Annotated in this window: 25 protein-coding genes and 2 riboswitches; of the genes, 15 read left to right on the forward strand and 10 right to left on the reverse strand. The window is 70.9% G+C overall.

Annotated features, from left to right (window positions below):
* Positions 1-132: 132 nt before the first annotated feature.
* Positions 133-1,332, reverse strand: a complete 1,200-nt coding sequence (locus ACZ5NW_RS18315; RefSeq protein ID WP_468744857.1) for a L,D-transpeptidase — start codon at positions 1,330-1,332, stop codon at positions 133-135.
* A 241-nt stretch (positions 1,333-1,573) separates the two neighbouring features.
* On the opposite strand from ACZ5NW_RS18315, the gene glgX reads away from it, so the two are divergent.
* On the forward strand, positions 1,574-3,808 hold the full coding sequence (glgX, locus tag ACZ5NW_RS18320; RefSeq protein ID WP_468744858.1) for a glycogen debranching protein GlgX: 2,235 nt from the start codon (positions 1,574-1,576) through the stop codon (positions 3,806-3,808).
* Here the strand turns inward: glgX and ACZ5NW_RS18325 are convergent.
* Complete coding sequence (locus ACZ5NW_RS18325) at positions 3,805-4,260, reverse strand: hypothetical protein (protein ID WP_468744859.1); 456 nt, start codon at positions 4,258-4,260, stop codon at positions 3,805-3,807. The two genes, glgX and ACZ5NW_RS18325, sit on opposite strands and share 4 nt — an antisense overlap.
* A 117-nt stretch (positions 4,261-4,377) precedes the next feature.
* Here ACZ5NW_RS18325 and ACZ5NW_RS18330 point away from each other — a divergent pair, with 117 nt between their 5' ends.
* The 3 genes from ACZ5NW_RS18330 to ACZ5NW_RS18340 all read left to right on the forward strand — a co-directional run bounded on the left by ACZ5NW_RS18330 (position 4,378) and on the right by ACZ5NW_RS18340 (position 7,061).
* Positions 4,378-5,151 carry a polysaccharide deacetylase family protein gene (locus tag ACZ5NW_RS18330; RefSeq protein ID WP_468744860.1) on the forward strand — a complete coding sequence of 258 codons (774 nt, stop codon included), beginning with the start codon at positions 4,378-4,380 and terminating at the stop codon, positions 5,149-5,151.
* Positions 5,151-6,344, forward strand: a complete 1,194-nt coding sequence (locus tag ACZ5NW_RS18335) for a YVTN family beta-propeller repeat protein (protein WP_468744861.1) — start codon at positions 5,151-5,153, stop codon at positions 6,342-6,344. Before ACZ5NW_RS18330 ends, ACZ5NW_RS18335 begins: the two co-directional genes overlap by 1 nt.
* A gap of 90 nt (positions 6,345-6,434) precedes the next feature.
* Complete coding sequence (locus ACZ5NW_RS18340; RefSeq protein WP_468744862.1) at positions 6,435-7,061, forward strand: ADP-ribosyltransferase; 627 nt, start codon at positions 6,435-6,437, stop codon at positions 7,059-7,061.
* Here ACZ5NW_RS18340 and ACZ5NW_RS18345 read toward each other — a convergent pair.
* Complete coding sequence (locus tag ACZ5NW_RS18345) at positions 7,015-7,680, reverse strand: GNAT family N-acetyltransferase (protein ID WP_468744863.1); 666 nt, start codon at positions 7,678-7,680, stop codon at positions 7,015-7,017. The genes ACZ5NW_RS18340 and ACZ5NW_RS18345 overlap by 47 nt on opposite strands.
* Positions 7,681-7,791: 111 nt before the next feature.
* Between ACZ5NW_RS18345 and ACZ5NW_RS18350 the strand changes: the two genes are divergently transcribed.
* Positions 7,792-8,004 carry an EF-hand domain-containing protein gene (locus ACZ5NW_RS18350; RefSeq protein ID WP_316761805.1) on the forward strand — a complete coding sequence of 71 codons (213 nt, stop codon included), beginning with the start codon at positions 7,792-7,794 and terminating at the stop codon, positions 8,002-8,004.
* 82 nt (positions 8,005-8,086) lie between these two features.
* Here the strand turns inward: ACZ5NW_RS18350 and ACZ5NW_RS18355 are convergent, their stop codons facing one another.
* Complete coding sequence (locus ACZ5NW_RS18355; protein WP_468744864.1) at positions 8,087-8,905, reverse strand: ABC transporter ATP-binding protein; 819 nt, start codon at positions 8,903-8,905, stop codon at positions 8,087-8,089.
* Positions 8,906-8,948: 43 nt separating this feature from the next.
* Positions 8,949-9,872: an AraC family transcriptional regulator gene (locus tag ACZ5NW_RS18360; protein ID WP_468744865.1), complete on the reverse strand. Its 924-nt coding sequence runs from the start codon at positions 9,870-9,872 to the stop codon at positions 8,949-8,951.
* Positions 9,873-9,975: 103 nt separating this feature from the next.
* On the opposite strand from ACZ5NW_RS18360, the gene ACZ5NW_RS18365 reads away from it, so the two are divergent.
* Positions 9,976-10,968 (forward strand): zinc-dependent alcohol dehydrogenase family protein, encoded by a 993-nt coding sequence (locus ACZ5NW_RS18365; RefSeq protein ID WP_468744866.1) that lies wholly within the window; start codon positions 9,976-9,978, stop codon positions 10,966-10,968.
* A gap of 131 nt (positions 10,969-11,099) precedes the next feature.
* A complete protein-coding gene (locus ACZ5NW_RS18370) occupies positions 11,100-11,762 on the forward strand; it encodes an NADPH-dependent F420 reductase (protein ID WP_468744867.1) in 663 nt (220 codons plus the stop codon).
* 18 nt (positions 11,763-11,780) lie between these two features.
* Here ACZ5NW_RS18370 and ACZ5NW_RS18375 read toward each other — a convergent pair whose 3' ends face one another.
* The 5 genes from ACZ5NW_RS18375 to gcvT all read right to left on the reverse strand — a co-directional run bounded on the left by ACZ5NW_RS18375 (position 11,781) and on the right by gcvT (position 16,643).
* Positions 11,781-12,323 (reverse strand): MOSC domain-containing protein, encoded by a 543-nt coding sequence (locus ACZ5NW_RS18375; protein WP_468744868.1) that lies wholly within the window; start codon positions 12,321-12,323, stop codon positions 11,781-11,783.
* 16 nt (positions 12,324-12,339) lie between these two features.
* The gene (locus ACZ5NW_RS18380) at positions 12,340-13,707 is read right to left on the reverse strand and encodes an L-serine ammonia-lyase (RefSeq protein WP_468744869.1); all 1,368 of its coding nucleotides are present in this window, start codon (positions 13,705-13,707) and stop codon (positions 12,340-12,342) included.
* A 59-nt stretch (positions 13,708-13,766) separates the two neighbouring features.
* Positions 13,767-15,029 (reverse strand): serine hydroxymethyltransferase, encoded by a 1,263-nt coding sequence (gene glyA, locus ACZ5NW_RS18385; RefSeq protein WP_468744870.1) that lies wholly within the window; start codon positions 15,027-15,029, stop codon positions 13,767-13,769.
* 8 nt (positions 15,030-15,037) lie between these two features.
* On the reverse strand, positions 15,038-15,415 hold the full coding sequence (gcvH, locus tag ACZ5NW_RS18390; protein ID WP_468744871.1) for a glycine cleavage system protein GcvH: 378 nt from the start codon (positions 15,413-15,415) through the stop codon (positions 15,038-15,040).
* Positions 15,416-15,524: 109 nt separating this feature from the next.
* Positions 15,525-16,643, reverse strand: a complete 1,119-nt coding sequence (gene gcvT / locus ACZ5NW_RS18395) for a glycine cleavage system aminomethyltransferase GcvT (RefSeq protein WP_468744872.1) — start codon at positions 16,641-16,643, stop codon at positions 15,525-15,527.
* A gap of 36 nt (positions 16,644-16,679) precedes the next feature.
* Positions 16,680-16,791, reverse strand: a riboswitch (glycine riboswitch).
* Positions 16,792-16,889: riboswitch (glycine riboswitch) on the reverse strand.
* A 190-nt stretch (positions 16,890-17,079) separates the two neighbouring features.
* On the opposite strand from gcvT, the gene ACZ5NW_RS18400 reads away from it, so the two are divergent.
* The 8 genes from ACZ5NW_RS18400 (at position 17,080) to ACZ5NW_RS18435 (ending at position 26,214) form a co-directional block, all read left to right on the forward strand.
* A complete protein-coding gene (locus tag ACZ5NW_RS18400) occupies positions 17,080-17,793 on the forward strand; it encodes an AAA family ATPase (RefSeq protein WP_468744873.1) in 714 nt (237 codons plus the stop codon).
* Between the two features lie 50 nt (positions 17,794-17,843).
* A complete protein-coding gene (locus tag ACZ5NW_RS18405) occupies positions 17,844-18,635 on the forward strand; it encodes an enhanced serine sensitivity protein SseB (protein ID WP_468744874.1) in 792 nt (263 codons plus the stop codon).
* Positions 18,636-18,712: 77 nt separating this feature from the next.
* Positions 18,713-19,504, forward strand: coding sequence for an enhanced serine sensitivity protein SseB C-terminal domain-containing protein (locus ACZ5NW_RS18410; RefSeq protein WP_468744875.1), 792 nt, complete (start codon positions 18,713-18,715; stop codon positions 19,502-19,504).
* A 352-nt stretch (positions 19,505-19,856) separates the two neighbouring features.
* A complete protein-coding gene (locus ACZ5NW_RS18415; RefSeq protein WP_468744876.1) occupies positions 19,857-20,864 on the forward strand; it encodes an ABC transporter permease in 1,008 nt (335 codons plus the stop codon).
* 69 nt (positions 20,865-20,933) lie between these two features.
* Positions 20,934-22,727, forward strand: a complete 1,794-nt coding sequence (locus ACZ5NW_RS18420) for an ABC transporter substrate-binding protein (protein ID WP_468744877.1) — start codon at positions 20,934-20,936, stop codon at positions 22,725-22,727.
* Positions 22,728-22,838: 111 nt separating this feature from the next.
* Positions 22,839-23,837, forward strand: coding sequence for an ABC transporter permease (locus ACZ5NW_RS18425; protein WP_468744878.1), 999 nt, complete (start codon positions 22,839-22,841; stop codon positions 23,835-23,837).
* Positions 23,834-24,928 carry an ABC transporter ATP-binding protein gene (locus ACZ5NW_RS18430; RefSeq protein ID WP_468744879.1) on the forward strand — a complete coding sequence of 365 codons (1,095 nt, stop codon included), beginning with the start codon at positions 23,834-23,836 and terminating at the stop codon, positions 24,926-24,928. The genes ACZ5NW_RS18425 and ACZ5NW_RS18430 overlap by 4 nt, the downstream gene beginning before the upstream one ends.
* A complete protein-coding gene (locus tag ACZ5NW_RS18435; RefSeq protein WP_468744880.1) occupies positions 24,925-26,214 on the forward strand; it encodes an ABC transporter ATP-binding protein in 1,290 nt (429 codons plus the stop codon). Before ACZ5NW_RS18430 ends, ACZ5NW_RS18435 begins: the two co-directional genes overlap by 4 nt.

The following is a 26,214-nucleotide window of genomic DNA, read 5'->3' on the forward strand; positions in this document are numbered from 1 at the left end:
CCCCAGCGCTTCTCGCGCGATCACTGGCGCATATTAACTGCACGGATTTGAGCTCCGTGTCAGGCCAATGTCACCGTTCCGTCGCAACTTGGACCACGGCGACGGCGGGGAAGGTTGCACCGGGGGAGGGATTCAGCCGACGGCGCCGCCGGCCACCCACTCCTTCCAGTCCATGTTCCAGCCCCCGAGCCCGTTGTCGGGAGCCACTTGCTTGTCCTTGCTGTTCACGACCTCGATGACGTCCCCGATGAGCGAGCGGTCGAAGAACCAGCCGGCCGGCGTCGTGGAGCTGCCGCCCTTGACGTCCCTCAGCCCGATGCAGCCGTGGCTGACGTTGACCCGCCCGAAGGCGTCCGGCGCCCAGTAGTTGCCGTGCAGGAAGGTCCCGGAGTCGGTCAGCCGCATGGCGTGCGGCACGTCCGGGATGTCGTACTCGCTCTTGCCGTCGGCCTTCTTGAAGCCGACCGTGGAGCCGTTCATCCGGGTCAGCTCCAGCATCTCGGTGACGACCATCTTCCCGTTGTACGTCGTGTTCTTCGGGCTGCCCGCGGTGATCGGCACGGTGGCGATGAGCTGTCCGTCGCGCCGCACCTCCATCGTGTGCTCGGCCGCGTCCACCCGGGAGACCTGGTCGCGGCCGACGGTGAAGGAGAACGTCCGGTACTGCAGCCCGTACACCCCGGGCGCGCCCTCGACGTCCCGCAGGCGCAGCTCGACGGTGACCTCGGTGCCGGGCCGCCAGTAGTCGCGGGGCCGGAAGTCGAGGCGCTCCTTGCCGAACCAGTGCGGGCGGACGTCCACCGCCGGCTTCGCGGTGACCCGGACGGCCCGCTCGACCGCGGCACGGTTCTCGATCTCCCGGTTGAACTCCAGCGAGACGATCATCCCGGTGCCGACGGTCGAGCGGTTCTCCGGGGTGACGTACCCGATGAAGCGCTCCTCGGGGACGTACGTCGTGAACGTCGTGTGCCGGGCCGAGCGGTGGCCGGCGCCGTCCAGGGCGACCGCGTCCACGGAGTAGCGGGCGGCGAGCGCGAGCCGGTCGTCGTCCGGCCGCCAGCTCAGTCCGTCCTCGGCGATGGTGCCGGGCACCTCGGTCTCCTGGGCGTCCTGGGATCGGGTCACCCGCACCGACTCCAGCCGCCCGTCCGGCACCCGCACCCGCAGCCGCTGCCGGGCCGGCACGCCCTTGGCCTCGTCGTCCGGGGTGACGTGGATGACGTCCTCGGGCGCGGGGGGTTTGCCGAGCATCCGGTCCAGCCCGCCGTGCCCGTCCCCGGTGCAGCCGGCGGCCCCGGCCAGCAGTCCTGCCCATGCCACTACGGCGGCCATCGCGGTCCCCGCGCGCCGCGCGCGCCCATGTACGTGCCTCACACGCTGCCCAACGACGAGGTGTGCTCCCGGGAAACGTGAGTGCGACGCACCCACGGCAGCGTGCTCCGGGGGAAACGTGAGTGCGAGGCACGCGCTGGGCAGAACAGGGGGGAGGACGACGCGACAGGGAGCGAGCGGGCCGGGACGCCCAAGTCCCCGCACCCGCGTCGTGCGACGAGCCGACCAAAGGGGCCGACAGGTGTCCAGCGCAGCCGAGCAGGAGGCGGTGGCGGCCGAACACGCCACACCGGCGGCCGCCGTGAACGGCACGCCGCGCAAGGTACCCGGCGTCCCCGTGCGCCCCGGCGCGCCCACACCGCTGGGCGCCCGCTTCCGGGTCGGCCCGGACGGCGTCGCGGGCACCAACTTCGCCCTGTGGGCGGGCGGCGCGGAGGCGGTCGAGCTGTGCCTCTTCGACGCCGAGGGCCGCGAGACCCGCGCCCCGCTGACCGAGCTCACCCATGAGATCTGGCACGGCTTCGTCCCCGGCGTCATGCCCGGACAGCGCTACGGCTACCGGGTGCACGGCCGCTGGGACCCGTGGACCGGCGCCCGCTGGAACCCGGCGAAACTGCTCCTCGACCCCTACGCCCGCGCGGTGGACGGCGAGTTCCGGCTGCCGCCGGAGGTCTACGGCCATGTCCGCGACTGGCCCCAGCAGCAGGTCGCGGACACCGTGCGCGACGAGCGGGACTCGGGGCCGTACGTCCCGAAGGGGGTCGTCGTCCACGATGACGACGACTGGTCCGACGACCGCCGCCCGAAGACCCCCTGGGCGGACTCGGTGATCTACGAGCTGCACGTGCGCGGCTTCACCAAGCTCCACCCGGACATCCCGGAGGAACTGCGCGGCACCTACGCCGGGCTGGCCCACCCGGCGGCCGTCGAACACATGGTGCGCCTGGGCGTCACGGCCGTCGAACTGCTCCCCGTCCACCAGTTCGCGCACGAGGACCACCTGCTCCGCCGCGGCCTGGTCAACTACTGGGGCTACAACTCCATCGGCTACTTCGCCCCGCACGCCGGCTACGCCTCCTCCGATACGACGGGAGGGCAGGTCGGCGAGTTCAAGCGGATGGTGCGCGCCCTGCACGCCGCCGGTATCGAGGTCATCCTCGACGTGGTCTACAACCACACGGCGGAGGCCGGGGAGCTGGGGCCGACCCTGTCCCTGAAGGGCATCGACAACCGCGGCTACTACCGCCTCCAGTCCGACGCCCGCCGCTACGCCGACTACACGGGCTGCGGCAACACCCTGCACGTCGTCCAGCCCCATGTGCTCCGGCTCATCACCGACTCCCTGCGCTACTGGGTCACGGAGATGGGCGTCGACGGCTTCCGCTTCGACCTCGCCGCGGCCCTCGCCCGCTCGATGCACGACGTCGACATGCTCTCCCCCTTCCTCGCGGTGATCGCCCAGGACCCGGTGCTGCGCAGGGTCAAGCTGATCGCCGAGCCGTGGGACGTCGGCTCGGGCGGCTACCAGGTGGGCGCCTTCCCACCCCTGTGGACGGAGTGGAACGACCGCTACCGCAACGCCGTGCGCGACTTCTGGCGCCACGCGCTGCCCGACGTACGGGAGATGGGCTACCGGCTGTCCGGCTCCAGCGACCTCTACGCGTGGGGCGGGCGCCGGCCGTACGCCTCGGTCAACTTCGTCACCGCGCACGACGGTTACACCCTGCGCGACCTGGTGTCGTACGAGCGCAAGCACAACGAGGCCAACGGCGAGGGCAACCGGGACGGTACCGACGACAACCGCTCCTGGAACTGCGGTGCGGAGGGCGAGACGGACGACGAGGGTGTACGGGCCCTGCGGCGGCGGCAGTTGAGAAACCTGCTGACGACCCTGCTGCTGTCGACCGGGGTGCCGATGCTGGTCGCCGGCGACGAACTGGGGCGTACCCAGGGAGGCAACAACAACGCCTACTGCCAGGACAACCCGATCGGCTGGGTGGACTGGAGCCTGCTGGCGGAGCCCGGCTGGCGTGCCCTCTTCGATCTCACCTCCCGGCTGATCGCCCTGCGCCACCGCCATCCCGTGCTGCGCCGGCGCGCCTTCTTCTCCGGCCGGGCGCACTCGGCGGACGGGCTGCGCGACCTCGCCTGGTTCACCGCGCGCGGCACGGAGATGACCGAGCACGACTGGTACGCCCCCGCGGCCACGCTCGGCATGTATCTCTCCGGGCGGGACATCCCCGGCCGGGACGAGGGCGGCGCCCCGATCCTCGACGACAGTTTCCTCGCCGTCCTGCACGCGGGGGAGCGGCCGGTGACCTTCCGACTGCCCGGGCCGCCGTGGGCGGAGGAGTACGAGGTGGTCGTCGACACGACGCGCGAGGACCAGACCGAGGCACCGCGCGTCACCCACCGCGCGGGCACCCGGATCACGGTCCCGGAGCGGGCGGTGCTGCTGCTGAGGGTGACCGGCTAGCGGACCTCCCGCCGCTCCTGCCACCACCGGGTGATCGTCGCGGCCTTGGCGTCGAAGTCCGGGTCGCCCAGGGAGACGGGCGCGGCGAGCAGGGTGCGGCGGCCGTCCCGGGTGTGCACGGCGATCCGGCGGGTGCCCAGCCGCCGCTCGATGTCCACTCCGCGGATGTCGCCCCAGGGGATCTCCCGGGTCTTGCTGCCGGTCCGCGCCACGAGGGCGTGCTCGGTGAGGAGCGCGCCATTGCGCCGGGTGAGGCCCGCGCAGGCGGTGGCGGACACGACGGCCCAGGACAGCAACCGCCCGAGTTCACCGGCGGTCATGGGCTGGTCGGTGAAGGACAGGCCGGTCCACAGCAGCAGGCCGGCGCTCAGCGCGCCGATGAGGACGGGCAGCGCGCGCTGGAGCACACCGAGTCGGTATTCGGTTTCGGCGACGGTCGAGGAGGGAGTCACGGCCCCATGATGGCCGGAAACGGCTCTGTCATGAACGCGCTGGGCATCACGATTTCCCACCGCCCCCAACCGGGTGAATCGCCGGATTTCCGCCATATTGCCCTTTAAATGGGTCGGGTGACTCCTCCCGACCGTCGTGACGCGCTGCGGGCCGGTGCCGGGATCGTCGCCGGAGGCGCGTTCGCCGGTGCGTGTTCCCCCTCCGGCGGCGGCGAGCGCTCCGGCCCCGCCTCCCGCGCCCCCGTCCCCGCGCGGGCGCCCGCCGCCCCCGCCCCCCGCGCCTTCCCGGGCCGGCCCGTCCTGATCGACCACGGCCCCCGCGACCGGCCTCGCGTCGCCCTCACCTTCCACGGGCAGGGCGACCCGGCCATCGCCCGCGCCCTCCTCGCCGAGGCGGAACGGCACGGCGCCCGGCTCACCGTCCTCGCCGTCGGCACCTGGCTCGACGCCCACCCGGACCTCGCCCGCCGCATCCTCGACGGCGGCCACGACCTCGGCAACCACACCCAGCGCCACCTCGCCGTCAACGCCATGAGCGAGACCGAGGCCCGCCAGGAGATCACCGCCTGCGCCGAGCGGCTCCGACGGCTCACCGGCTCCATCGGCACCTGGTTCCGCCCCTCGCGCGCCGCCCGCGCCTCCCCGCTCGTCGAACGCCTCGCCCGCGCCGCCGGCTACCCGCACGTCCTCTCCTACGACGTCGACTCCCTCGACTTCACCGCCCCCGGCGCCCCCGCCGTCACCCGCAAGGTGCTCGGCGAGATCCGCAACGGGTCCGTGGTGAGCCTGCACTTCGGGTACGCGGACACGGTCGCCGCGCTCCCCGCCGTACTGGAAGAACTCGACCGCCGCGGACTGCGCGCGGTCACCACCACGGAGCTGCTCAGCTGATGCACCGCACCCCTCTCCCGCGCACCCCCCTCGCGCGCGTCCTCGTCGCGGGCTCCTGCCTGCTCGCCCTCGCCGCCTGCGGCACCGACACCGGCGCCCGGCCGGAACAGAAGGCGACCACCAGGGCCGCCGTCCCCGGCCCCGTGAAGAAGCGGGTCCTCCAGGGGCTGCCCGGCATGCCGCCGGTCCTCGACCCCCACGACGTCTACGCCGCCGACCGCCCGGGCCGGCTCTCCCCGGTCGTCAAGGACTTCCCCTCCCGGGTCTACGTCCCCAACACCGAGTCCGACACCGTCTCCGTCATCGACCCGAAGACGTACGAGGTCGTCGAGACCATCCCGGTCGGCCGGCAGCCGCAGCACGTCGTCCCGTCCTGGGACCTGAAGACGCTGTGGGTCAACAACGACAAGGGCAACACCCTCACCCCCATCGACCCGCGCACCGGCAGGGCCGGCAAGACGGTCGACGTCCACGACCCGTACAACCTCTACTTCACGCCCGACGGCAAGTACGCCGTCGTCATGGCCTCCCTCGACCGCGAGCTCGTCTTCCGCGACGCCCACACCATGAAGCGGGTCAGGACCGAACCGGTCAGCTGCTACGGCGTCAACCACGCCGACTTCTCCCTCGACGGGCGGTACTTCATCGTCTCCTGCGAGTTCAGCGGCGAACTGCTGAAGGTCGACACCGCCAAGATGAAGGTCGTCGCGCAGCAGAAGCTCCCCTTCGAGGGCGCCATGCCGCAGGACGTCAAGGTCTCGCCCGACGGAAAGCGGTTCTACATCGCGGACATGATGGCCGACGGCCTGTGGATCGTCGACGGCGACCGCTTCGGCAAGCCCTCGTTCCTGCCCACCGGCAAGGGCACCCACGGCCTCTACATCAGCCGCGACTCCCGCGAGATGTACATCTCCAACCGGGGCGAGGGCAGTATCTCCGTCTTCGACTTCACCCAGAACAAGCTGACGAAGAAGTGGCACCTGCCCGACGGCGGCAGCCCCGACATGGGCGGCGTCTCGGCGGACGGCAAGGTGCTCTGGCTCTCCGGACGCTACAACGCCGAGGTGTACGCCATCGACACCCGCACCGGCGCCCAGCTCGCCCGCATCAAGGTCGGCAGCGGACCGCACGGCCTCGCCGTCTATCCGCAGCCGGGGCGCTACTCGCTGGGCCACACCGGCATCTTCCGCTGACCGGACGCCGATTGACGTCCGGTCAGGTGACGCGCCGCCGTACGAGTGAAGATCCGAGGGACACGATCACGGAACCGCGATCGTGCTTCCATGATCACTACTCGCCTGCGGCGGCGCGCCGCTGCCGCCGTCTTCGCCCTCGCCACCGTCTTCACCACCGCCGCCGCCACGGTTCCCGAGTCCGCGCCTCCCTCGGCGGCCCCCGCCCGGGCCGTCGCGCCCACCACGCCCGACTGCCCCGTCCAGTTCGAGGACCGGATCAAGGCCGCCGCCGACCGCCGCGTCGACGTCGGCCGGATCACCCCCACCCCGGTCTGGCGCACCACCTGCGGCACCCTCTACCGCGCCGACGGCCGCGGCCCCGACATCGTCTTCCAGGAGGGCTTCCTCCCCAAGGACGTCGTCGGCGGCCAGTACGACGTGGAGAAGTACGTCCTGGTCAACCAGCCGTCCCCGTATGTGTCGACCACGTACGACCACGACCTGTACAAGAAGTGGTGGAAGTCCGGCTACAACTACTACATCGACGCCCCGGGCGGCATCGACGTGAACCGGACCATCGGCGACACCCACAAGTGGGCCGACCAGCTGGAGGTCGCCTTCCCCGGCGGGATCGACCGGAAGTACATCATCGGCGTCTGCCCGGTGGACAAGACCACCAAGGTCGAGATCATGAGCGACTGCGAGAGCAACCCGCACTTCGAGGCGTGGCACTGAGCAGCGCCTCGGCGCCCACCGGAACATAGCCCGCCGCCTGGAACGCCCGCATGCTGCGGGCGTTCCCCGGCGCGACCTGCGCCCACAGCGGCTCCGCGGCCAGCTGCCGGGCGGCGGTCACCAGCAGCCGCCCCAGCCCCCGGTGCCGTACGTCCTCGTCGACCTCGACCGACACCTCCAGCCGCCCCGCCACCCCGCGCCCCGTCACCAGCACCCCGCCCTCGGCCGTCCACGCGCGCACGTCGTCGCGCCGCGTGCGGGCGTAGGCGATGCGCGGGTGGTCCCGGTCCGTGATCTCCCGCAGCGCGAGCGGCGGATCACCCGGCAGCGGGGTGCCGACCAGGACGGCGTCGATGGTCTCGGTGGTCCGGCCGGTCCGCTCCAGGAACGCGGCGAGGAAGCGGGGGTTCATGGGCGCGGCGAGCGCGTCGCAGTCCGTCGCGGCCAGCGCCTCGCGCACCCACCAGGGGTCCTCGTCGGTGAACACGACCGAGTGCGCGGTGAAGGCCAGCACGCCCGCGTCGCGGGGTGACATCTGCGGCACGACCGTCGTACCGCCGTCCGGCGGCGGGAAGACGCCGTGCGCCGCCGCGTCGAGAATGTCCCGCAAGGTCTCCACACCGTGCTCCCCACGTCCGCTTGAGTCCGTACAGCCGGTTAATCTGACCTGCGTCAGTACGACAGCAGGACCGGCACAACTCAGCAAAGCATGACGAAAAGGGGCGGATCGGTGGCCGACATCGAAGAAGCGCGCAAGCAGTTCCAGCGGATCGACGCGGACGGTGACGGCTTCATCACCGCCGCCGAGTTCAAGTCCGCTCTGGCGCAGGAGGGTGACTGGAACGTCACCGAGACGGTCGCCGAGGCCATCATCAAGACCCGCGACCTCAACGGGGACAAGGTGCTCTCGTTCGACGAGTTCTGGGCCTACCTGAACAAGTGAGCCACGGCGGAAGGGGCGCCCGCGCGGTGAGCGAGGGGCGCCCCTTCGGCATGCCGTCCCCTTCGTCATGCCGCGCTCTTCGTCAAGGCCGGCGCCGGACGCGCACGCTCCAGCGGCCGCCGTCGTGCCGCTCCAGTTCCAGCGGCAGGTCGAAGCACTTGCCGACCTGCTCGCCGGTGAGGACGCGGTCCGCGCGGCCCTGCGCCAGGGCGCGTCCGTCGCGCAGCAGCAGGGCGTGCGTGGTGCGCGCCGGAAGCTCCTCCAGGTGGTGGGTGACCAGCACGGTCGCCAGCTCCGGATGCTCCCGGCCCAGCGTCTCCAGCGCCTCTATCAGCTGCTCCCGGCCCGGCAGGTCCAGTCCGGTCGCCGGCTCGTCCAGGAGCAGCAGCCGGGGCTCGGGCATGAGCGCGCGGGCGATCAGCGTGCGGCCGCGCTGCCCGTGCGAGAGCGTGGGCCAGCGCGCCCCGCGGTGCTCGGCCAGACCCAGGGTGTCGATCAGCCGGTCGGCGCGCGCCTCCTGCTCGGGCGTCGGGCGCCAGCGCGGCAGCCGGGCGACCGAGTTGGTCAGCCCGGTCAGGACGACGTCCCGCACCCGCAGCGGCTCGTTCAGCGGATGGCGGGGGTCGACATGACCGACGTACGTGCGCAGCTCCCGCACGTCCACCCTGCCGAGCCGCCGGCCGAGGACCTCCACCGCGCCCAGCGTCGGATGGACGCGCGCGCCGAGCAGGCTGAGCAGGGTCGACTTCCCGGCGCCGTTCGCGCCGAGCAGGGCCCAGTGCTCGCCCGCCCGCACGGTCAGCGAGACCTCCTGGAGGATCGGCTGTCCGTCGCGTACGACGTGCACGTCCCGTGCGACCAGGACCGGCCCGGCGGGGGAAGGAAGATCGCGGAGCGTCATGCGGGGACGCTAGCGACTCCCCGGATCCCGGGACAAGCCCCGCTCAGGCCGCCCGCCCCCGATACTTGCCCGGGGCCACCCCGTACTCCCGCTTGAACGCCTTGGCGAAGGCGAACTCCGAGGTGTAGCCGGTGCGTTGGGCGATCTGACGCAGGGAGAGATCGTCGGTGCGCAGCAGCCGGCCCGCCGTCGTCATGCGCCACCACGTCAGATAGGTCAGCGGCGGCTCGCCCACCAGCGCGGTGAACCGGCGGGCGAAGGCCGCGCGGGACAGCCCCGCCTCGGCGCCGAGGTCCGCCACGGTCCACGGCCGGGCCGGGTCGCCGTGGATGGCGCGCAGGGCCGCCGAGACGGCCGGGTCGGCGAGCGCGGCCGCCCAGCCCGAGTCCCCGCGTCCGGCGCCCCGCTCCTGCTGCCACCAGGCGCGCAGGATGTACAGCAGCAGGGTGTCGAGGAGCGCGGTGACGATCGCGTCCGAGCCCGGCCCCTGCTCGTCCAGTTCCATGCCGAGCAGTTCGACGGCCGCCCGCAGCGAGCGGTGCGTGCCGAGACGGGCGGGCAGATGGACGACCTCGGGCAGCTCGGCGAGCAGCCGGTGCGCGCGGTCGCGGTCCAACTGGTAGGCGCCGCACAGCATGACGGTGTTCGGGGGCCCCGACCCCTCGTCGGGCGGCGGCGGTTCGGGCCAGCGGCCGTCCGGGCCGACGCGGACCTCCTTCACCGGCACATCGAGCCCGCTGGCCAGCGCGTGCCCATGGCCGTGCGCCAGGAACACCACATCGCCGGCCGCCAGCGCGACGGGTTCGCCGTGCGCCGGGATCAGCCAGGCCGAGCCGCGCAGCAGCACATGGAATCCGGCGCCGTCGGAGGAGGCGAAACGAAAGCCCCAGGGCGCGTACTTGTCCCGGCGTGCGGAGTGCGGCCGCCCGGTGCGCATGGCGGCGATCGCGTCGCTGAGTACGTCCATGTCCGTACCGTAGACCCGCGTCGGGTGCGGGAAGACGGACGGACATGGAAGGGATACCGGCGGACATGGATCGTCCCGCCGTGCGGGACCTAGCGTTGACGGCATGTCAACTACCGCACAGACAGTGCTTTTTCATGAGATCGGCGGTCCCGAGGTCCTGCGCGTCGAGGAGGTCGAGCTGCCCGCGCCCGGGCCCGGCGAGGTGCTCGTCCGGGTCGAGGCGGTCGGCCTCAACCGGGCCGAGGCCCTCTTCCGCTCCGGCGGCTACTTCTACCAGCCCACCTTCCCCGCCTCCCGCAACGGCTACGAGGCGGCCGGCGAGGTCGAGGCGGTCGGCGCGGGTGTGAGCGCGTTCGCGCCCGGCGACCCGGTGATGGCGGCGGCCAACTTCGACCTCGGCACGCACGGCGTGTACGGCGACCGGATCCTGCTCCCCGAGAGCGGCCTGGTCCCGCGTCCCGCCGGCGTCGACGTGGTGGACGCGGCCGCCGTCTGGCTCACGTACACGACGGCCTACGGCGCCCTGGTGGAGCGGGCCGGCCTGGAACCGGGGCACCGGGTGCTGATCACCGGCGCGTCCAGCGGGGTCGGCACGGCGGCGATCCAGGTGGCGCGGCGGGCGGGAGCGATCCCGATCGTCACCACCCGCACCGAGGGGAAGCGCGCCGGGCTGCTGGAGCTGGGCGCCGAGCATGTGATCGTCAGCGACGACGAGGACGTGGTCAAGGAGGCCCGGCGGCTCACCGGGGGCGACGGTGTGGACATCGTCCTCGACGCGGTCGGCGGCGCCGGTTTCGCGGCCCTGGGTGAGGCCGTGCGGCGCGACGGCACGCTCATCGTCTACGGCTGGCTGGCCCCGGAGCCCACCCTGCTGCCCCGGGCGTGGCCGATGACCGTGCACGGCTATGCCAACCTCGTGCTCACCGGCTCGGCGGACGGCCGCCGCCGGGGCGCGGCCTACGTCGGCTCGGGGCTGGCGGACGGCACGCTGCGGCCGGTGGTGGCGGAGGTCTTCGACGGTCTGCACCGGATGCCGGACGCGCATCGCCTGATGGAGTCGAACACGCACACAGGCAAGATCGTCGTACGGGTGTGACGCGGCCGATGTCGTCGGCGCGGGAATAGCCCGCGAACTCCCTCCGTTGAGCCGAGCAAGAGCATGCGTGTGCATCTAATGCGCGGTAATCGGCCTGATCGGCCGACGTGGCGAAACGCGGAGGGAATGTCATGAGGATCGGGATCATCGGCGCGGGCAACATCGGCGGCAACCTCACCCGGAGGCTCACCGCCCTCGGTCACGACGTCGCGGTCGCCAACTCCCGCGGCCCGCACACCCTGACAGAGCTGGCGCAGGAGACCGGTGCGACCCCGGTGACGGTCGAGGAGGCCGCGCGCGGCGCCGAGATCGTGGTCGTCACGATCCCCCTGAAGGCCGTCCCCGACCTTCCGGAGGGCCTGCTGGACGGGGCGGCGGACGGCGTGGCCGTCATCGACACGGGCAACTACTACCCGCAGCAGCGGGACGGCCGTATCGCGGCGATCGAGGACGAGGGCCTCACCGAGAGCCGCTGGACCGAACGCCAGATCGGCCACCCGGTGATCAAGGCGTTCAACGGGACCTACGCCCAGGACATCCTGGACCGGCCGCTCCCCGCCGGAGACCCCGGCCGCATCGCCCTCCCGGTCGCCGGGGACGACGAGGTGGCGAAGGCGAAGGTCCGCGCCCTGATCGACGAGCTCGGCTTCGACACGGTCGACGCGGGCGGCCTCGACGACTCCTGGCGCCAGCAGCCGGACACCCCGGTCTACGGCCTGCGCGCGGGCATCCCCGAGGTCACGAAGGCCCTGGCCGAGGCAAGCCCGGAACGCCCGGAGGCCTTCCGCGGCTGAAACCCACCGCACCGGCCTTTAGACGATCTCCAGGGGCCGGTGCGGTCCCTCCGGCAGGTCCACGGTGATCGTGTCGCCGGGGCGCACCACGCCTCCGCTCACCACGACGCTCATGATCCCGGACCGGAAGGCGGGCCGGCCCTCGTCGTCCCGGCCGACGACCTGCTTCATGAGCCCCTTCTGGAAGCCGTCGATCTGCGCACAGGGATTGCGCAGCCCGGTCACCTCGACGACGGCCTCGTCGCCCAGCCGCAGCCGGGCCCCGACGGGCAGCCCCAGCAGATCGATCCCCCGCGTGGTGACGTTCTCCCCGAGCTGCCCCGCGGCCACCTCGAACCCGGCCTCGCGCACCTCGTCGAACAGCTCCTCGTGCATCAGATGCACCTGGCGAAGATTCGGCTGCGAGGCATCCCGCTCCATCCGGAACCGGTGCTTCACCGTCACCCCGGCATGCACGTCCCCCTCGACCCCGAGCCCCACCAGAAGCGTGACACTCTCCCGATTGGCCTTGCTGAAGGAATAACTGCCGCTGCTGCTGACCGCGGTGACTGTGCTTTCCATGCAGGTCAGCCTACGGTCAGCACTCGATGATGTTGACCGCCAGGCCGCCGCGGGCCGTCTCCTTGTACTTGACGCTCATGTCCGCGCCCGTGTCCTTCATGGTCTTGATGACCTTGTCCAGGGACACCTTGTGGGAGCCGTCGCCGCGCATCGCCATGCGGGCCGCCGTGACCGCCTTCACCGCGGCCATGCCGTTGCGTTCGATGCAGGGGATCTGGACCAGGCCGCCCACCGGATCGCAGGTGAGGCCGAGGTTGTGTTCCATGCCGATCTCGGCCGCGTTCTCCACCTGCTCCGGGCTGCCGCCCAGCACCTCCGCCAGCGCGCCCGCCGCCATCGAGCAGGCCGAGCCGACCTCGCCCTGGCAGCCGACCTCCGCGCCGGAGATGGAGGCGTTCTCCTTGAAGAGCATGCCGATCGCGCCGGCGGCGAGCAGGAAGCGGACGATCCCGTCCTCGTCCGCGCCGGGGATGAAGTTCATGTAGTAGTGCAGCACCGCCGGGATGATGCCGGCCGCGCCGTTCGTCGGGGCGGTCACCACGCGGCCGCCCGCCGCGTTCTCCTCGTTCACCGCCATCGCGTAGAGCGTGATCCACTCCATGGAGTGGGCCAACGGGTCGCCCTCGGCCCGGAGTTGACGGGCCGTCACCGCAGCGCGGCGGCGCACGCGCAGACCGCCCGGCAGGATGCCCTCCCGCGACATGCCCCGCTCCACACACGCCCGCATCACCCGCCAGATCTCCAGCAGCCCGGCGCGGATCTCCTCCTCGGTGCGCCAGGCCCGCTCGTTCTCCAGCATCAGCGAGGAGATCGACAGGCCGGTCTCCTTCGTCAGGCGCAGCAGCTCGTCGCCCGTGCGGAAGGGGTACTTCAGCACCGTGTCGTCCAGCTTGATCCGGTCCGCGCCGACGGCGTCCTCGTCGACGACGAACCCGCCGCCCACCGAGTAGTACGTCTTCGACAGCAGCTCCGCGCCCGACGCGTCGTACGCCCACAGCGTCATGCCGTTCGCGTGGTACGGCAGCGCCTTGCGGCGGTGCAGGACCATGTCGTCGTCGAAGGAGAACGCGATCTCGTGCTCGCCCAGCAGCCGCAGCCGGCCCTGCTCCTTGATCGCCGAGACCCGGTCGTCCGCCCCCTCCACGTCGACCGTGCGGGGAGAGGCGCCTTCGAGCCCCAGCAGCACCGCCTTCGGAGTGCCGTGGCCGTGGCCGGTCGCGCCCAGGGAGCCGTAGAGCTCGGAGCGGACCGAGGCGACGGAGGGCAGCAGGCCCTCGTTGCGCAGACGGCGGGCGAACATACGGGCCGCACGCATCGGGCCGACCGTGTGGGAGCTCGACGGGCCGATGCCGATCGAGAACAGGTCGAAGACCGAGATGGCCACGGGAACTCCTTCAAAAAGGGTGGGGGCACACGTCGTCGGGTGCCCCCACCGGGTAACTGCTACTTGCTCAGGCCGGGGTACAGCGGGTGCTTGTCGGCCAGCGCCGTGACCCTGGCCTTCAGCGCCTCGACGTCGTACGACGGCTTCAGCGCCTCCGCGATCACATCCGCGACCTCGGCGAAGTCCTCGGCCGTGAAGCCGCGGGTCGCCAGCGCCGGCGTACCGATCCGCAGGCCCGACGTCACCATCGGGGGACGCGGGTCGTTCGGGACGGCGTTGCGGTTGACCGTGATGCCGACCTCGTGCAGACGGTCCTCGGCCTGCTGGCCGTCCAGCTCGGACGCGCGCAGGTCGACCAGGATCAGATGCACGTCCGTACCGCCGGACAGCACGTTGATCCCCGCCTCACGGGCGTCGGGGGCGGTGAGCCGCTCGGCGAGGATGCGCGCACCCTCCACCGTACGACGCTGGCGCTCCTTGAACTCCTCGGAGGCCGCGACCTTGAAGGACACCGCCTTCGCCGCGATCACGTGCTCCAGGGGACCGCCCTGGAAGCCCGGGAAGACGGACGAATTCAGCTTCTTCGCGAAATCCTTCTTCGCGAGGATGATCCCGCCGCGCGGGCCGCCCAGGGTCTTGTGGGTGGTGGAGGTCACCACGTCCGCGTACGGGACCGGGTTGGCGTGCAGACCGGCCGCGACCAGGCCCGCGAAGTGCGCCATGTCGACCCACAGGTACGCCTCGACCTCGTCGGCGATCCGGCGGAACTCCGCGAAGTCCAGCTCCCTCGGGTACGCCGACCAGCCGGCGATGATCACCTTCGGGCGGTGCTCCTTGGCGAGCCGCTCCACCTCGGCCATGTCCACGAGACCCGAGTCGTCCACGTGGTACGCGACCACGTCGAACTGCTTGCCCGAGAAGTTCAGCCGCATGCCGTGGGTCAGATGACCGCCGTGCGCCAGGTCCAGGCCCAGGATGGTGTCGCCGGGCTGGGCCAGCGCGAACAGGGCCGCCTGGTTGGCGGAGGCACCGGAGTGGGGCTGCACATTGGCGTACTCGGCGCCGAACAGCTCCTTGATCCGGTCGATCGCGATCTGCTCGGTGACGTCGACGTGCTCGCAGCCGCCGTAGTAGCGGCGGCCCGGGTAGCCCTCGGCGTACTTGTTGGTCAGGACCGAGCCCTGGGCCTCCATGACCGCCAGCGGAGCGAAGTTCTCCGAGGCGATCATCTCCAGGGTCGACTGCTGGCGGACCAGCTCGGCGTCGACCGCGGCGGCGACCTCGGGGTCGAGCTCGTGCAGGGGCGTGTTCAGGACGGACATACGTCTCCTCAGCCGGCGGAAAAGGCGGTGTACTCGTCGGCGGAGAGCAGCTCGGCCGGCTCCTCCGTCACGCGTACCTTGAACAGCCAGCCGCCCTCGAACGGGGCGGAGTTCACCAGCGACGGGTCGTTGACGACGTCCTCGTTGACCTCGGTGACCTCACCGGTCACCGGGGAGTACAGGTCGCTGACCGACTTGGTCGACTCCAGCTCGCCGCAGGACTCGCCCGCGGTCACCGTGGCACCGACCTCCGGGAGCTGGACGAAGACGACATCGCCGAGCGCGTTGGCCGCGTGCTCCGTGATGCCGACCGCCGACACGCCGTTCTCGGCGGCCGACAGCCACTCGTGCTCCTTGCTGTAGCGCAGCTGCTGGGGGTTGCTCATGGCCTGAATTCTCCTGTACGCGGGGTGGTGCTGATGAATGGGGGACTGCTGGAAGCGGGGGTGAGCAGCGCGAATGTGCGCAGCGTCACGTGCCGGCCGCTTCGACTGTCTACTTCTGGCGCTTGTAGAAGGGCAGCGCCACGACCTCGTACGGCTCGTGGCTGCCCCGGATGTCCACGCCGACGCCCGGCGTGCCCGGCGCCGCGTGGGCGGCGTCCACGTACGCCATCGCGATCGGCTTGCCCAGGGTGGGGGAGGGGGCGCCGGAGGTGACCTCGCCGATCACCTCGCCGCCCGCGACCACCGCGTACCCGGCGCGCGGGACCCGGCGGCCCTCGGCGACCAGGCCGACCAGGACGCGCGGCGCGGCCGCGGCGGCCCGCTCGGCCGCCTCCTGGAGCGCCTCGCGCCCCACGAAGTCGCCCTCCTTCTCGAACTTCACCACCCGGCCGAGCCCGGCGTCGAAGGGCGTCAGCGCGGTCGTGAGCTCATGCCCGTACAGCGGCATGCCCGCCTCCAGGCGCAGCGTGTCACGGCAGGACAGGCCGCAGGGCACCAGGCCGACGCCCTCGCCCGCCTTGGTCAGCGCCTGCCACAGCTCGACCGCGTGCTCCGGCTTCACGAACAGCTCGAAGCCGTCCTCGCCGGTGTAGCCGGTGCGGGCGATCAGCGCCGGGACCCCGGCGACCGTGCCCGGCAGCCCCGCGTAGTACTTCAGGCCGTCGAGGTCGGCGTCGGTGAGGGACTTCAGGATGCCGGGGGACTCCGGGCCCTGGACGGCGATCAGCGCGTACGCGTCCCGGTCGTCGCGCACCTCGGCGTCGAAGCCGGAGACCCGCTCGGTCAGGGCGTCCAGCACCACCTGGGCGTTGGAGGCGTTGGCCACGACCATGTACTCGGTCTCGGCGAGCCGGTAGACGATCAGGTCGTCCAGGATGCCGCCGTCGGCCCGGCAGATCATGGTGTAGCGGGCGCGGCCCACACCGACGGAGGCGATGTTGCCGACCAGCGCGAAGTTCAGGAAGGCGGCCGCGTCGGCGCCGGTCACGGTGATCTCGCCCATGTGGGAGAGGTCGAAGAGCCCGGCCTTCGTGCGCACGGCGTTGTGCTCGTCGCGCTCGGAGCCGTAGCGCAGGGGCATGTCCCAGCCGGCGAAGTCGGTCATCGTCGCACCCAGCGAGCGATGCAGGGCATCGAGCGCGGTGTGACGGAGTTCGGTACTGCTCATCGGACGGTCGTCTCCCAGGATCACGGGCGAGGTAGTTCCTCCCCATCTGTCATCGGAACCTGAGAGGTTCGCCATGACCACGAGACGTGGCCCTGGCTTGCACCTTGGGTGGGGCCACCGCAGACGGCGGCCCGCTTTTCAGATGTGCCTCGCCCGCGCGGTAACGGGGCCTGAGAGATTCAAGGGAGGGACTTGCTCCTTCGGCGCCCCAGCGAACGTGGCTGGGGACTCTCCCGCGCGGATTCAAACGGCCGGTATGCAGTTGGCGCGCCCATCATTGCACGCCGCCCCCGCCTCGCGGCAGGCCCGCCCGGCCGTCCCTTTTTGTGACCGGCCTGTGGCGGTACGCGCACGAAAACACGAGGCGATCGGCATTACCTTCTCTTTACGCTCGATGGGGAGGTCACCCACCTGACCTCAGGGGAGGACGATCACGGTGAACAGGACCACGGCGTACGCGACCACCTCGGGCATCGCGCTGCCCGAGCAGCCCACGGCCCCCGCCCTGGAGTGCCGCGGGGTCGTCCGCGACCTGCGCGACCGCTCGGGCCGCGGCCCGCACGCCCTCCTCTTCGGGCCCGACGACCTCGTCGTCGTCACCGGCCTGCCCGGCAGCGGCAAGTCCACCCTCATGCGCCGTACGGTCTCCGGCCCGCGCGTCGACTCCCAGGACACCCGCGACCGCTGGGACGCCCGCGCCCCCCGCCTCCTGCCGTACGCCGTCTACCGCCCCCTGGTCCGCCTCGCCCACTACGCGGGCCTGCGCCGTGCCCTGCGCGCCGGCGAGGGCGTCGTCGTCCACGACTGCGGCACCCAGCGCTGGGTCCGCGCCTGGCTGGCCCGCGAGGCCCGCCGCCGGGGCGGCCGGCTCCATCTGCTCCTGCTCGACGTCAGCGCGGACACCGCCCGCGAGGGCCAGCGCGAACGCGGCCGGGGAGTCTCCCGCTACGCCTTCCTGCGCCACCGCCGGGCCGCCGCACGCCTGCTGCGCGCGGTCGAGTCGGGCCGCCTCCCCGACGGCAGCGGCTCGGCGGTCCTGCTGGACCGCGCCGCGGCGGACGCCCTCACCCGCATCGCCTTCACGGGCCGGCCGCACGACCCCGCCCGCGCCGCCGTCGCGCCCCGACCGCGCGACCCGCTCACCCGCTAGCCTTCTGAGCCACAGCAGCAGAGCGGTTCCCAGCAGGCGGTAGACAGATCATGGACTTTCCGACGAACCTTCCCGCGGACTTTCCGGCCCCGGCCCACCCCCACGCCCACGGCGGCTGGCCCGGCAATGAGCTGGAGGAGGTGCTCTCCGCGTCCCTGGGCGTCCCCGGTGCCGGCGGGCGGATCGTCGAGGTCCTCGGCCGCAGCTTCGTCTGGGTGCCGCTGCCCAACGGCGGCGGCCCGCACAGCGCCCCGCTCGACCTGCCCACCCTGGAGATCGACGGGCAGGCGTACGTCCCGGTCTTCAGCTCCGAGGAGCAGTTCCGCCAGGTCGTCGGCGCGCACATGTCGTACACGATCGCCCCGGCGGTCGAGTTCGCGCGCGGGCTGCCCCCACAGGTCGGCATCGCGGTCAACCCCGACGGCACGGTCGGCATCCCGCTGCCGCCGCCCGCGGTCGCCGAGCTGGCCCGGTCGGGCCGCACCCCGCTGGACGGCCCCGCGACCGGCGGCCGCGTCCGCCTCTTCGAACCGGACTGGCAGGACGACCCGGTGGACTTCTTCGCGGCCGCCTCGGCCGAGTTCGAGGCCACCGGCGTGGTCCTCACGGCCCGCCGCTGCCTGGCCGCGATCGAGACGGCGCCCCCGGTGATGTTCGTGGGCGTGGAACTCGCCCACTGGGAGGGCGACGTGCGCACCGTCCCGCTGGACGCCCTCGGCCGCGCCCTGGGCCAGGTGCCCGTGGGCTGGGACGTGAACCTGATCCTGCTGGACATGTCCGAGGACCCGGTGGCCCAGTGGATGAGGGAAAAGGTACGGCCCTTCTACACCCGCGTGCGCTGAACCACGGAAGGGGCGCGGGGCTGCGGGGCGCTTAAGCTGTTGAACCGACGGAGTCCTACGCGAAGGGGCGGTAAAACGTGAGCGCGAGCGGCACTGCCGCGGCCGGCCAGGTCGAGCACATGCTGCGCCAAGTCACGCCCGGGCGTTACGACGCCTACGAGGCGTTGCTCCGCGCACTCGCCACCCCTTCCACCGGCCAGATCTGGATGCTCCTGTGGCACGGCCAGGCCGGCTCCCCGGACGCCCAGTACGGAAACATGGAGGTCGACGGCCACGGCTACGCCCCGTGCGTCACCTCCGCCCAGGAGCTCTCGGCGAGCGGCTGGAACCGGTCGTACGAGGTGGTGGACGGCCTGGACGTGGCCCGCACCCTCTACCCGGACCACTACGGCCTCTGGCTCAACCCGCACGCCCCCGGCGGCGGCCTCGGCATCCCCTGGCCCGATCTGCGCCGCATCGCGACCGGCCTGGACCGCCAGCCCGCCGGCCCGCTGCGCCTGTCGGAACCGGCGATCGAGATTCCGCAGTTCTACGCGCTGCTCGCGCAGAACGCCCACCGCACCCCGGCGGTCCGCTCGCTGCGCCGCGCCTGGGTGCAGCCGGCGCTCGGCGCGCCGTACCTGGCGATCGGCCTCGACGTCTACGACACCTCCCCTCCGGCCGTGGACGCGGTGCGGGCGATGATGCAGCAGTCGATCGGGGCCGTCCCCGACGGGCTGCCGGTGTCGACGGTCGCGATGACCGACGAGTACGACCCGGTCGTGATGTGGATGCGGGCCACGGCCCGCCCTTTCTACGACCGTGAGGCCCACGCGGCCCCCGCGCAGGCCCCGGCGGCCGGCGGATACGGCTATCCACGCCCTTATTGATCTGGCAAGTCCTGGGAATTCCGGGCCTCTTCGCCCTCCATACCCATTAATCGGAAGGTGAAGAGGCGAGTGGCCCTGTCTTTCCAAGATCTCAAGGTACTTTGCCCCGTGGGCAGTTGACCTCGCGTGTCCGACCCCTGTGACGCTCCGTCCGGATAACGGAAACCCGCAGACAGGATCACGGTTACGCATCCATTCATCGACAAGTCTGGCACCCGTTCGCCCAAGCGTTGAAGACTCCCGCTCCAGGGGTGTTCGTCACGGTGTTCGCCCCTGCGTACGACGGACTGATCACGCCGCTACAGCGGCAAGCGCGGGCCGGTCACCGCCGGTTGAGAGGGGTCCCTGCCAGATGACGGCACCATTGCACGAGCCGACCGCCGAAGCGGCCCCGAGCGCGGCCGAAGAAGCGGCGATCGCCAGCGCCGGCGCGAAGGCCGTCCAGGGTCGTTCCCTGAGCCGGATCGCCTGGGAGCGCCTCAAGCGGGACAAGCTCGCCCTCACCGGCGGCGTCGTGGTGCTCTTCCTCGTCGTGATCGCCCTGCTCGCCCCGTTCATCACCGACCTGCTCGGGTTGGACCCGAACGAGTACCACGAGAACCTGATCGACCCGCTGTTCGGCACGCCCACGGGCGACCTGGGCGGCATCAGCGGCGATCACCTGCTGGGCGTCGAGCCGGTCAACGGCCGCGACATCTTCGCCCGCATCCTCTACGGCGCCCGGATCTCGCTGTTGGTCGGTTTCATGTCGGCCCTCGTGGCCGTGGTCCTCGGCACCGTCCTCGGTGTCCTCGCCGGCTTCTTCGGCGGCTGGGTGGACTCCCTGATCAGCCGGATCATGGACGGCCTGCTGGCCTTCCCGCAGCTGCTGTTCATCATCGCCCTGGTCTCCGTGATGCCGAGCAACCTGCTGGGGCTGACCGGTTCCAGCGTGCGCGTCTTTGTGATGATCATGGTCATCGGCTTCTTCGGCTGGCCCTACATCGGTCGCGTGGTGCGCGGCCAGACCCTCTCGCTGCGCGAGCGCGAGTACGTCGAGGCCGCCCGATCCCTGGGCGCCGGGCAGCTGTACATCCTCTTCAAGGAACTGCTGCCCAACCTGGTCGCGCCCATCATCGTGTACACGACGATGATGATCCCCACCAACATCCTCACCGAGGCGGCACTCAGCTTCCTGGGCGTGGGCGTCAAGCCGCCCACGGCCTCCTGGGGACAGATGCTTTCCAGCGCGCTCGACTACTACGAGTCGGACCCCATGTACATGGTGGTCCCCGGCATGGCGATCTTCATCACCGTGCTCGCCTTCAACCTCTTCGGAGACGGCGTCAGGGACGCGCTGGATCCGAAGGGCTCGCGCTGAGCTGCCGCACCTCAACGTCCCGTGGCACCTGACACGGGGTCTCTCATCAAATCCGGAGGATCCGAGATCGTGACTACCCAACGCACCTCAGGGCGGCGTAAGCAGGCCTTGGCCGCTGCCGTCGGGGTCGCCGCGCTGCTGACCACGGCGGCGTGCGGCGGTGGCGACGACAACGGCGGGGGTTCGAAGACCGGCGCCGCCGGCTTCGACGCCGCGAACAACAAGGTCGCCCAGGCCGACCTGGCCAAGAAGGGCGGCACGCTGAAGTTCGGCGCGGCCCAGGACGCCGACTCGTGGGACACCACGCGCGGCTACTACGGCTTCATGTGGAACTTCTCCCGCTACTACAGCCGTCAGCTCGTCACGTTCAAGACGGTGCCCGGCAAGGAGGGCGCGACCCTCACCCCGGACCTCGCCACGGGTCTCGCCAAGGTCTCCGACGGCGGCAAGACGTACACGTACACGCTGCGCGACGGGATCACCTGGGAGGACGGCAAGCCGATCACCTCCAAGGACATCAAGTACGGCATCGAGCGCGTGTGGGCGCAGGACGTCCTCTCCGGCGGTCCGACGTACCTGAAGGACGTCCTCGACCCCAAGGGCGAGTACAAGGGCCCCTACAAGGACACCACCACCGACAAGCTCGGTCTGAAGTCCATCGAGACGCCGGACGACAAGACCATCGTCTTCAAGCTGCCGTCCGTCAACGCCGACTTCGAGGACATGGTCGCGCTGACCTCGGCCTCCCCGGTCCGCCAGGACAAGGACACCAAGTCCAAGTACGGCCTGAAGCCCTTCTCCTCCGGCCCGTACAAGTTCGAGTCCTACAGCCCCGGCAAGAGCCTCTCCCTGGTCCGCAACGACCAGTGGAAGCAGGCCTCGGACCCGGTCCGCAAGGCGTACCCGGACAAGATCACCGTCGACATCTTCTCCAACGCCAACGAGCTGGACCAGCGCCTGCTCAACGGCAGCCTGGACCTCGACATCAACCAGACCGGCATGTCGCCGCAGGGCCGCACCACCGCCCTGAAGGAGCACAAGGCCAACCTGGACAACCCGGTCTCCGGCTTCATCCGCTACGCGGTCTTCCCGCAGAGCGTCAAGCCGTTCGACAACATCCACTGCCGCATGGCCGTGATCTACGGCGCCGACCACGTGTCGCTGCAGACCGCGCGCGGCGGCCCGGTCGCCGGTGGTGACATCGGCACCAACATGCTGCCTCCGGGCATCCCGGGCGGCGAGGGCCAGAAGTACGACCCGTACGAGCTCAACGGCGCCAACAAGAGCGGCAACGCCGCCAAGGCGAAGGAAGAGCTCAAGGCCTGCGGCCAGCCCAACGGCTTCTCCACCACCATCGCGGTCCGCAACAACAAGCCGGTCGAGGTGGCCACCGCCCAGTCGCTCCAGGCGTCGCTGAAGAAGGTCGGCATCAACGCCCAGATCGACCAGTACGACGGCTCCCAGACCGCCGGCATCATCGGCAGCCCCACCAACGTGGTGAAGAAGGGCTACGGCATCATCATCATGGGCTGGGGCGCGGACTTCCCGTCCGTCCAGGGCTACGGCCTCCCGCTGTGGGACAGCAAGTACATCCTGCAGAGCGGCAACAACAACTACGCCCTGATCAAGGACAAGACGATCGACGGCCTGTTCGACCAGTACAACACCACGCTGGACGCCGCGGGCAAGGAACAGATCGCCACGCAGATCAACCACAAGGTCATGGAGGGCGGCTACTACCTGCCCTTCGTCTTCGAGAAGTTCATCAACTGGCGCTCCGACCGCCTGGCGAACGTGTACACGACCGACGGCTACAGCGGTCAGTACGACTTCGTCAACCTCGGTCTGAAGTCCGCCTCCTGACAACCGGCACACCCGCCGAACGGCACGAAAGGCAGGTGAAGGCCGGCGCGGCGTGACGGCGGGCCACCGGAAGACCTCCGGTGGCCCGCGGTCCGCGGCGGGCCGAGAGCTGTGCTCGCTTACCTCATCAGGCGGTTGTTCGCCGCCGCAGTGATGCTGGTGGTCATCATCACGGTGGTCTTCAGCATCTTCTTCCTCGTCCCCAAGTGGGCGGGCGTCGACGTCGCCTTGAGCTTCGTGGGCAAGCAGGCCGACCCCGCGGCCATCGAAGGGGTACGGCAGAAGCTCGGACTGGGCGACCCGATCTACGTCCAGGTCTGGGAGTTCTTCAAGGGGATCTTCGCGGGCCGCACCTACTCGGGCGGCGGCGACACCATCCACTGCTCCGCGCCCTGCTTCGGGTACTCGTTCCGCAGTGAGCAGGCCATCTGGCCGGTGCTGAAGGACCGCTTCCCGGTGACCCTGGGACTGGCGCTCGGTGCCGCCGTGCTGTGGCTGGTCTTCGGTGTCGCGGCGGGCGTGCTCTCCGCCCTCAAGCGCGGCACGATCTGGGACCGCGGCGCGATGGTCGTCGCCCTCGCGGGTGTCTCCCTGCCGATCTACTTCACCGGCATGATCAGCCTGGCGATCTTCGTCTTCGGACTCGGCTGGTTCGAGTCGGACTACGTCCCCCTCACGGACGACCCGGCGAAGTGGTTCAGCTCCATGATCCTGCCGTGGGTCACCCTCGCCTTCCTCTACGCCGCGATGTACGCCCGGATCACCCGGGCGACCATGATGGAGATCCTCGGTGAGGACTACATCCGCACCGCGCGCGCCAAGGGCCTGCGCGAGCAGACGGTCATCGGCAAGCACGCCATGCGCTCCACGATGACCCCCATCCTCACCATGCTCGGCATGGACCTCGGCGCCCTCATCGGCGGCGCGATCCTGACCGAGTCCACGTTCAACCTCCCCGGCCTCGGCCGTGAGGTGCTCCTCGCCATCAGGAACCAGGACCTGCCCATCATCGTGGGCGTCACCCTGATCACCTCGCTGGCGGTGCTCTTCGCCAACCTCGTGGTGGACATCCTGTACGCCGTGATCGACCCCCGAGTGAGGCTCTCATGACCGACCTCAGCAAGAGCGGAGCCGCGGTGGGCGAGCCCACCCCCGGCAACGCCCCCTCCGCCTTCCTCGAAGTGCGCGACCTCAAGGTGCACTTCCCGACCGACGACGGCCTGGTCAAGTCCGTCGACGGGCTCAGCTTCCAGCTGGAGAAGGGCAAGACCCTCGGCATCGTGGGCGAGTCCGGCTCCGGCAAGTCGGTGACCTCGCTCGGCATCATGGGCCTGCACACCACCGGTCAGTACGGCAAGCGCCGGGCGCAGATCTCCGGCGAGATCTGGCTGAACGGCACCGAGCTGCTGTCCGCCGACCCGGACACCGTGCGCAAGATGCGCGGGCGCGAGATGGCGATGATCTTCCAGGATCCGCTGTCGGCCCTGCACCCGTACTACACGATCGGCCAGCAGATCGTGGAGGCGTACCGCATCCACCACGACGTCGACAAGAAGACCGCCCGCCGCCGGGCGATCGAGATGCTCGACCGGGTGGGCATCCCGCAGCCGGACAAGCGGGTGGACAACTACTCGCACGAGTTCTCGGGCGGTATGCGCCAGCGCGCGATGATCGCGATGTCGCTGGTCAACAACCCCGAGCTGCTGATCGCGGACGAGCCGACGACCGCCCTGGACGTCACCGTCCAGGCGCAGATCCTCGACCTGATCCGGGACCTGCAGAAGGAGTTCGGCTCCGCGGTCATCATCATCACCCACGACCTGGGCGTCGTCGCCGAACTGGCTGACGACCTCCTGGTGATGTACGGCGGCCGCTGCGTCGAGCGCGGACCGGCCGAGAAGGTGTTCTACGAGCCCCGCCACCCCTACACCTGGGGTCTGCTCGGCTCGATGCCGCGCCTGGACCGCGAGCAGCAGGAGCGCCTGGTCCCGGTCAAGGGGGCGCCGCCCTCCCTGATCAACCTCCCGTCCGGGTGCGCCTTCAACCCGCGCTGCCCGTACGCGGACCTCCCGAAGGACGACGTCACCCGCACGGTCCGCCCCGAGCTGACCGAGGTCGGCAGCAAGCACTGGGCCGCCTGCCACCTGAGCCAGGAGCAGCGGGAGCGTATCTGGACCGAAGAGATTGCGCCGAAGCTGTGAGTGACGAGAAGGCGGGCACGATTCCCGCGCAGAGCGAGGGCACCGGCCGTGCCGACGGCGAGGTGCTGCTGAAGGTCACCGGCCTGCAGAAGCACTTCCCGATCAAGAAGGGCCTGCTGCAGCGGCAGGTCGGCGCGGTGCACGCGGTCGACGGCATCGACTTCGAGGTCCGGGCCGGCGAGACGCTGGGCGTGGTGGGCGAGTCCGGCTGCGGCAAGTCCACGATGGGCCGGCTGATCACCCGGCTGCTCGAACCGAGCGGCGGCACCGTCGAGTTCGAGGGCAAGGACATCACGCACCTCGGGGTGGCGGGCATGCGCCCGCTGCGCCGCGATGTGCAGATGATCTTCCAGGACCCGTACTCCTCGCTGAACCCGCGCCACACCATCGGCACGATCATCGGCGCTCCCTTCAAGCTCCAGGGCGTCACGCCCGAGGGCGGCGTCAAGAAGGAAGTGCAGCGGCTGCTGTCCGTGGTCGGTCTCAACCCCGAGCACTACAACCGCTACCCGCACGAGTTCTCCGGCGGTCAGCGCCAGCGCATCGGCATCGCCCGCGCGCTCGCGCTCAACCCGAAGCTGGTCGTGGCCGACGAGCCGGTGTCCGCGCTGGACGTGTCGATCCAGGCGCAGGTCGTCAACCTGCTCGACGACCTCCAGCAGGAGCTGGGTCTGACGTATGTGATCATCGCGCACGACCTCTCGGTCGTCCGGCACGTCTCGGACCGGATCGCGGTGATGTACCTCGGCAAGATCGTGGAGCTGGCCGACCGCGACCTGCTGTACAAGGCGCCGATGCACCCGTACACCAAGGCGCTCATGTCGGCGGTGCCGATCCCGGACCCGGCGCGCAAGAACGCCAGGAGCGAGCGCATCCTGCTCCAGGGTGACGTGCCGTCGCCGATCGCGCCGCCGAGCGGCTGCCGCTTCCACACCCGGTGCTGGAAGGCGACGCAGATCTGCAAGACGACCGAGCCGCCGCTGCTGGAGCTGCGTCCCGGTCAGCAGGTCGCCTGCCACCACCCGGAGAACTTCGAGGACCAGCAGCCCCAGGACACCGTCCTGCTGACCGCCGCGAAGGAGGCGGCGGAGCTGGTGGCCGACGAGGTCCTGGCGGAGTCGGCCCAGACGTCGGCGGCGGTGGCGGCCGAGGTCCAGGCCACCGAGCCGAGCGAGTCGGCCGAGCCCGCCGAGGCCGCTGACGCCACGGAGGAGGCCGCCGCTTCCGAGGAGGAGGCCCCCGCTGCGGAGTCTCCCGCCGAGGAGTCTCCCGCCAAGGAGAAGTAA

It is taken from the genome of Streptomyces sp. NPDC032126, assembly GCF_055580085.1.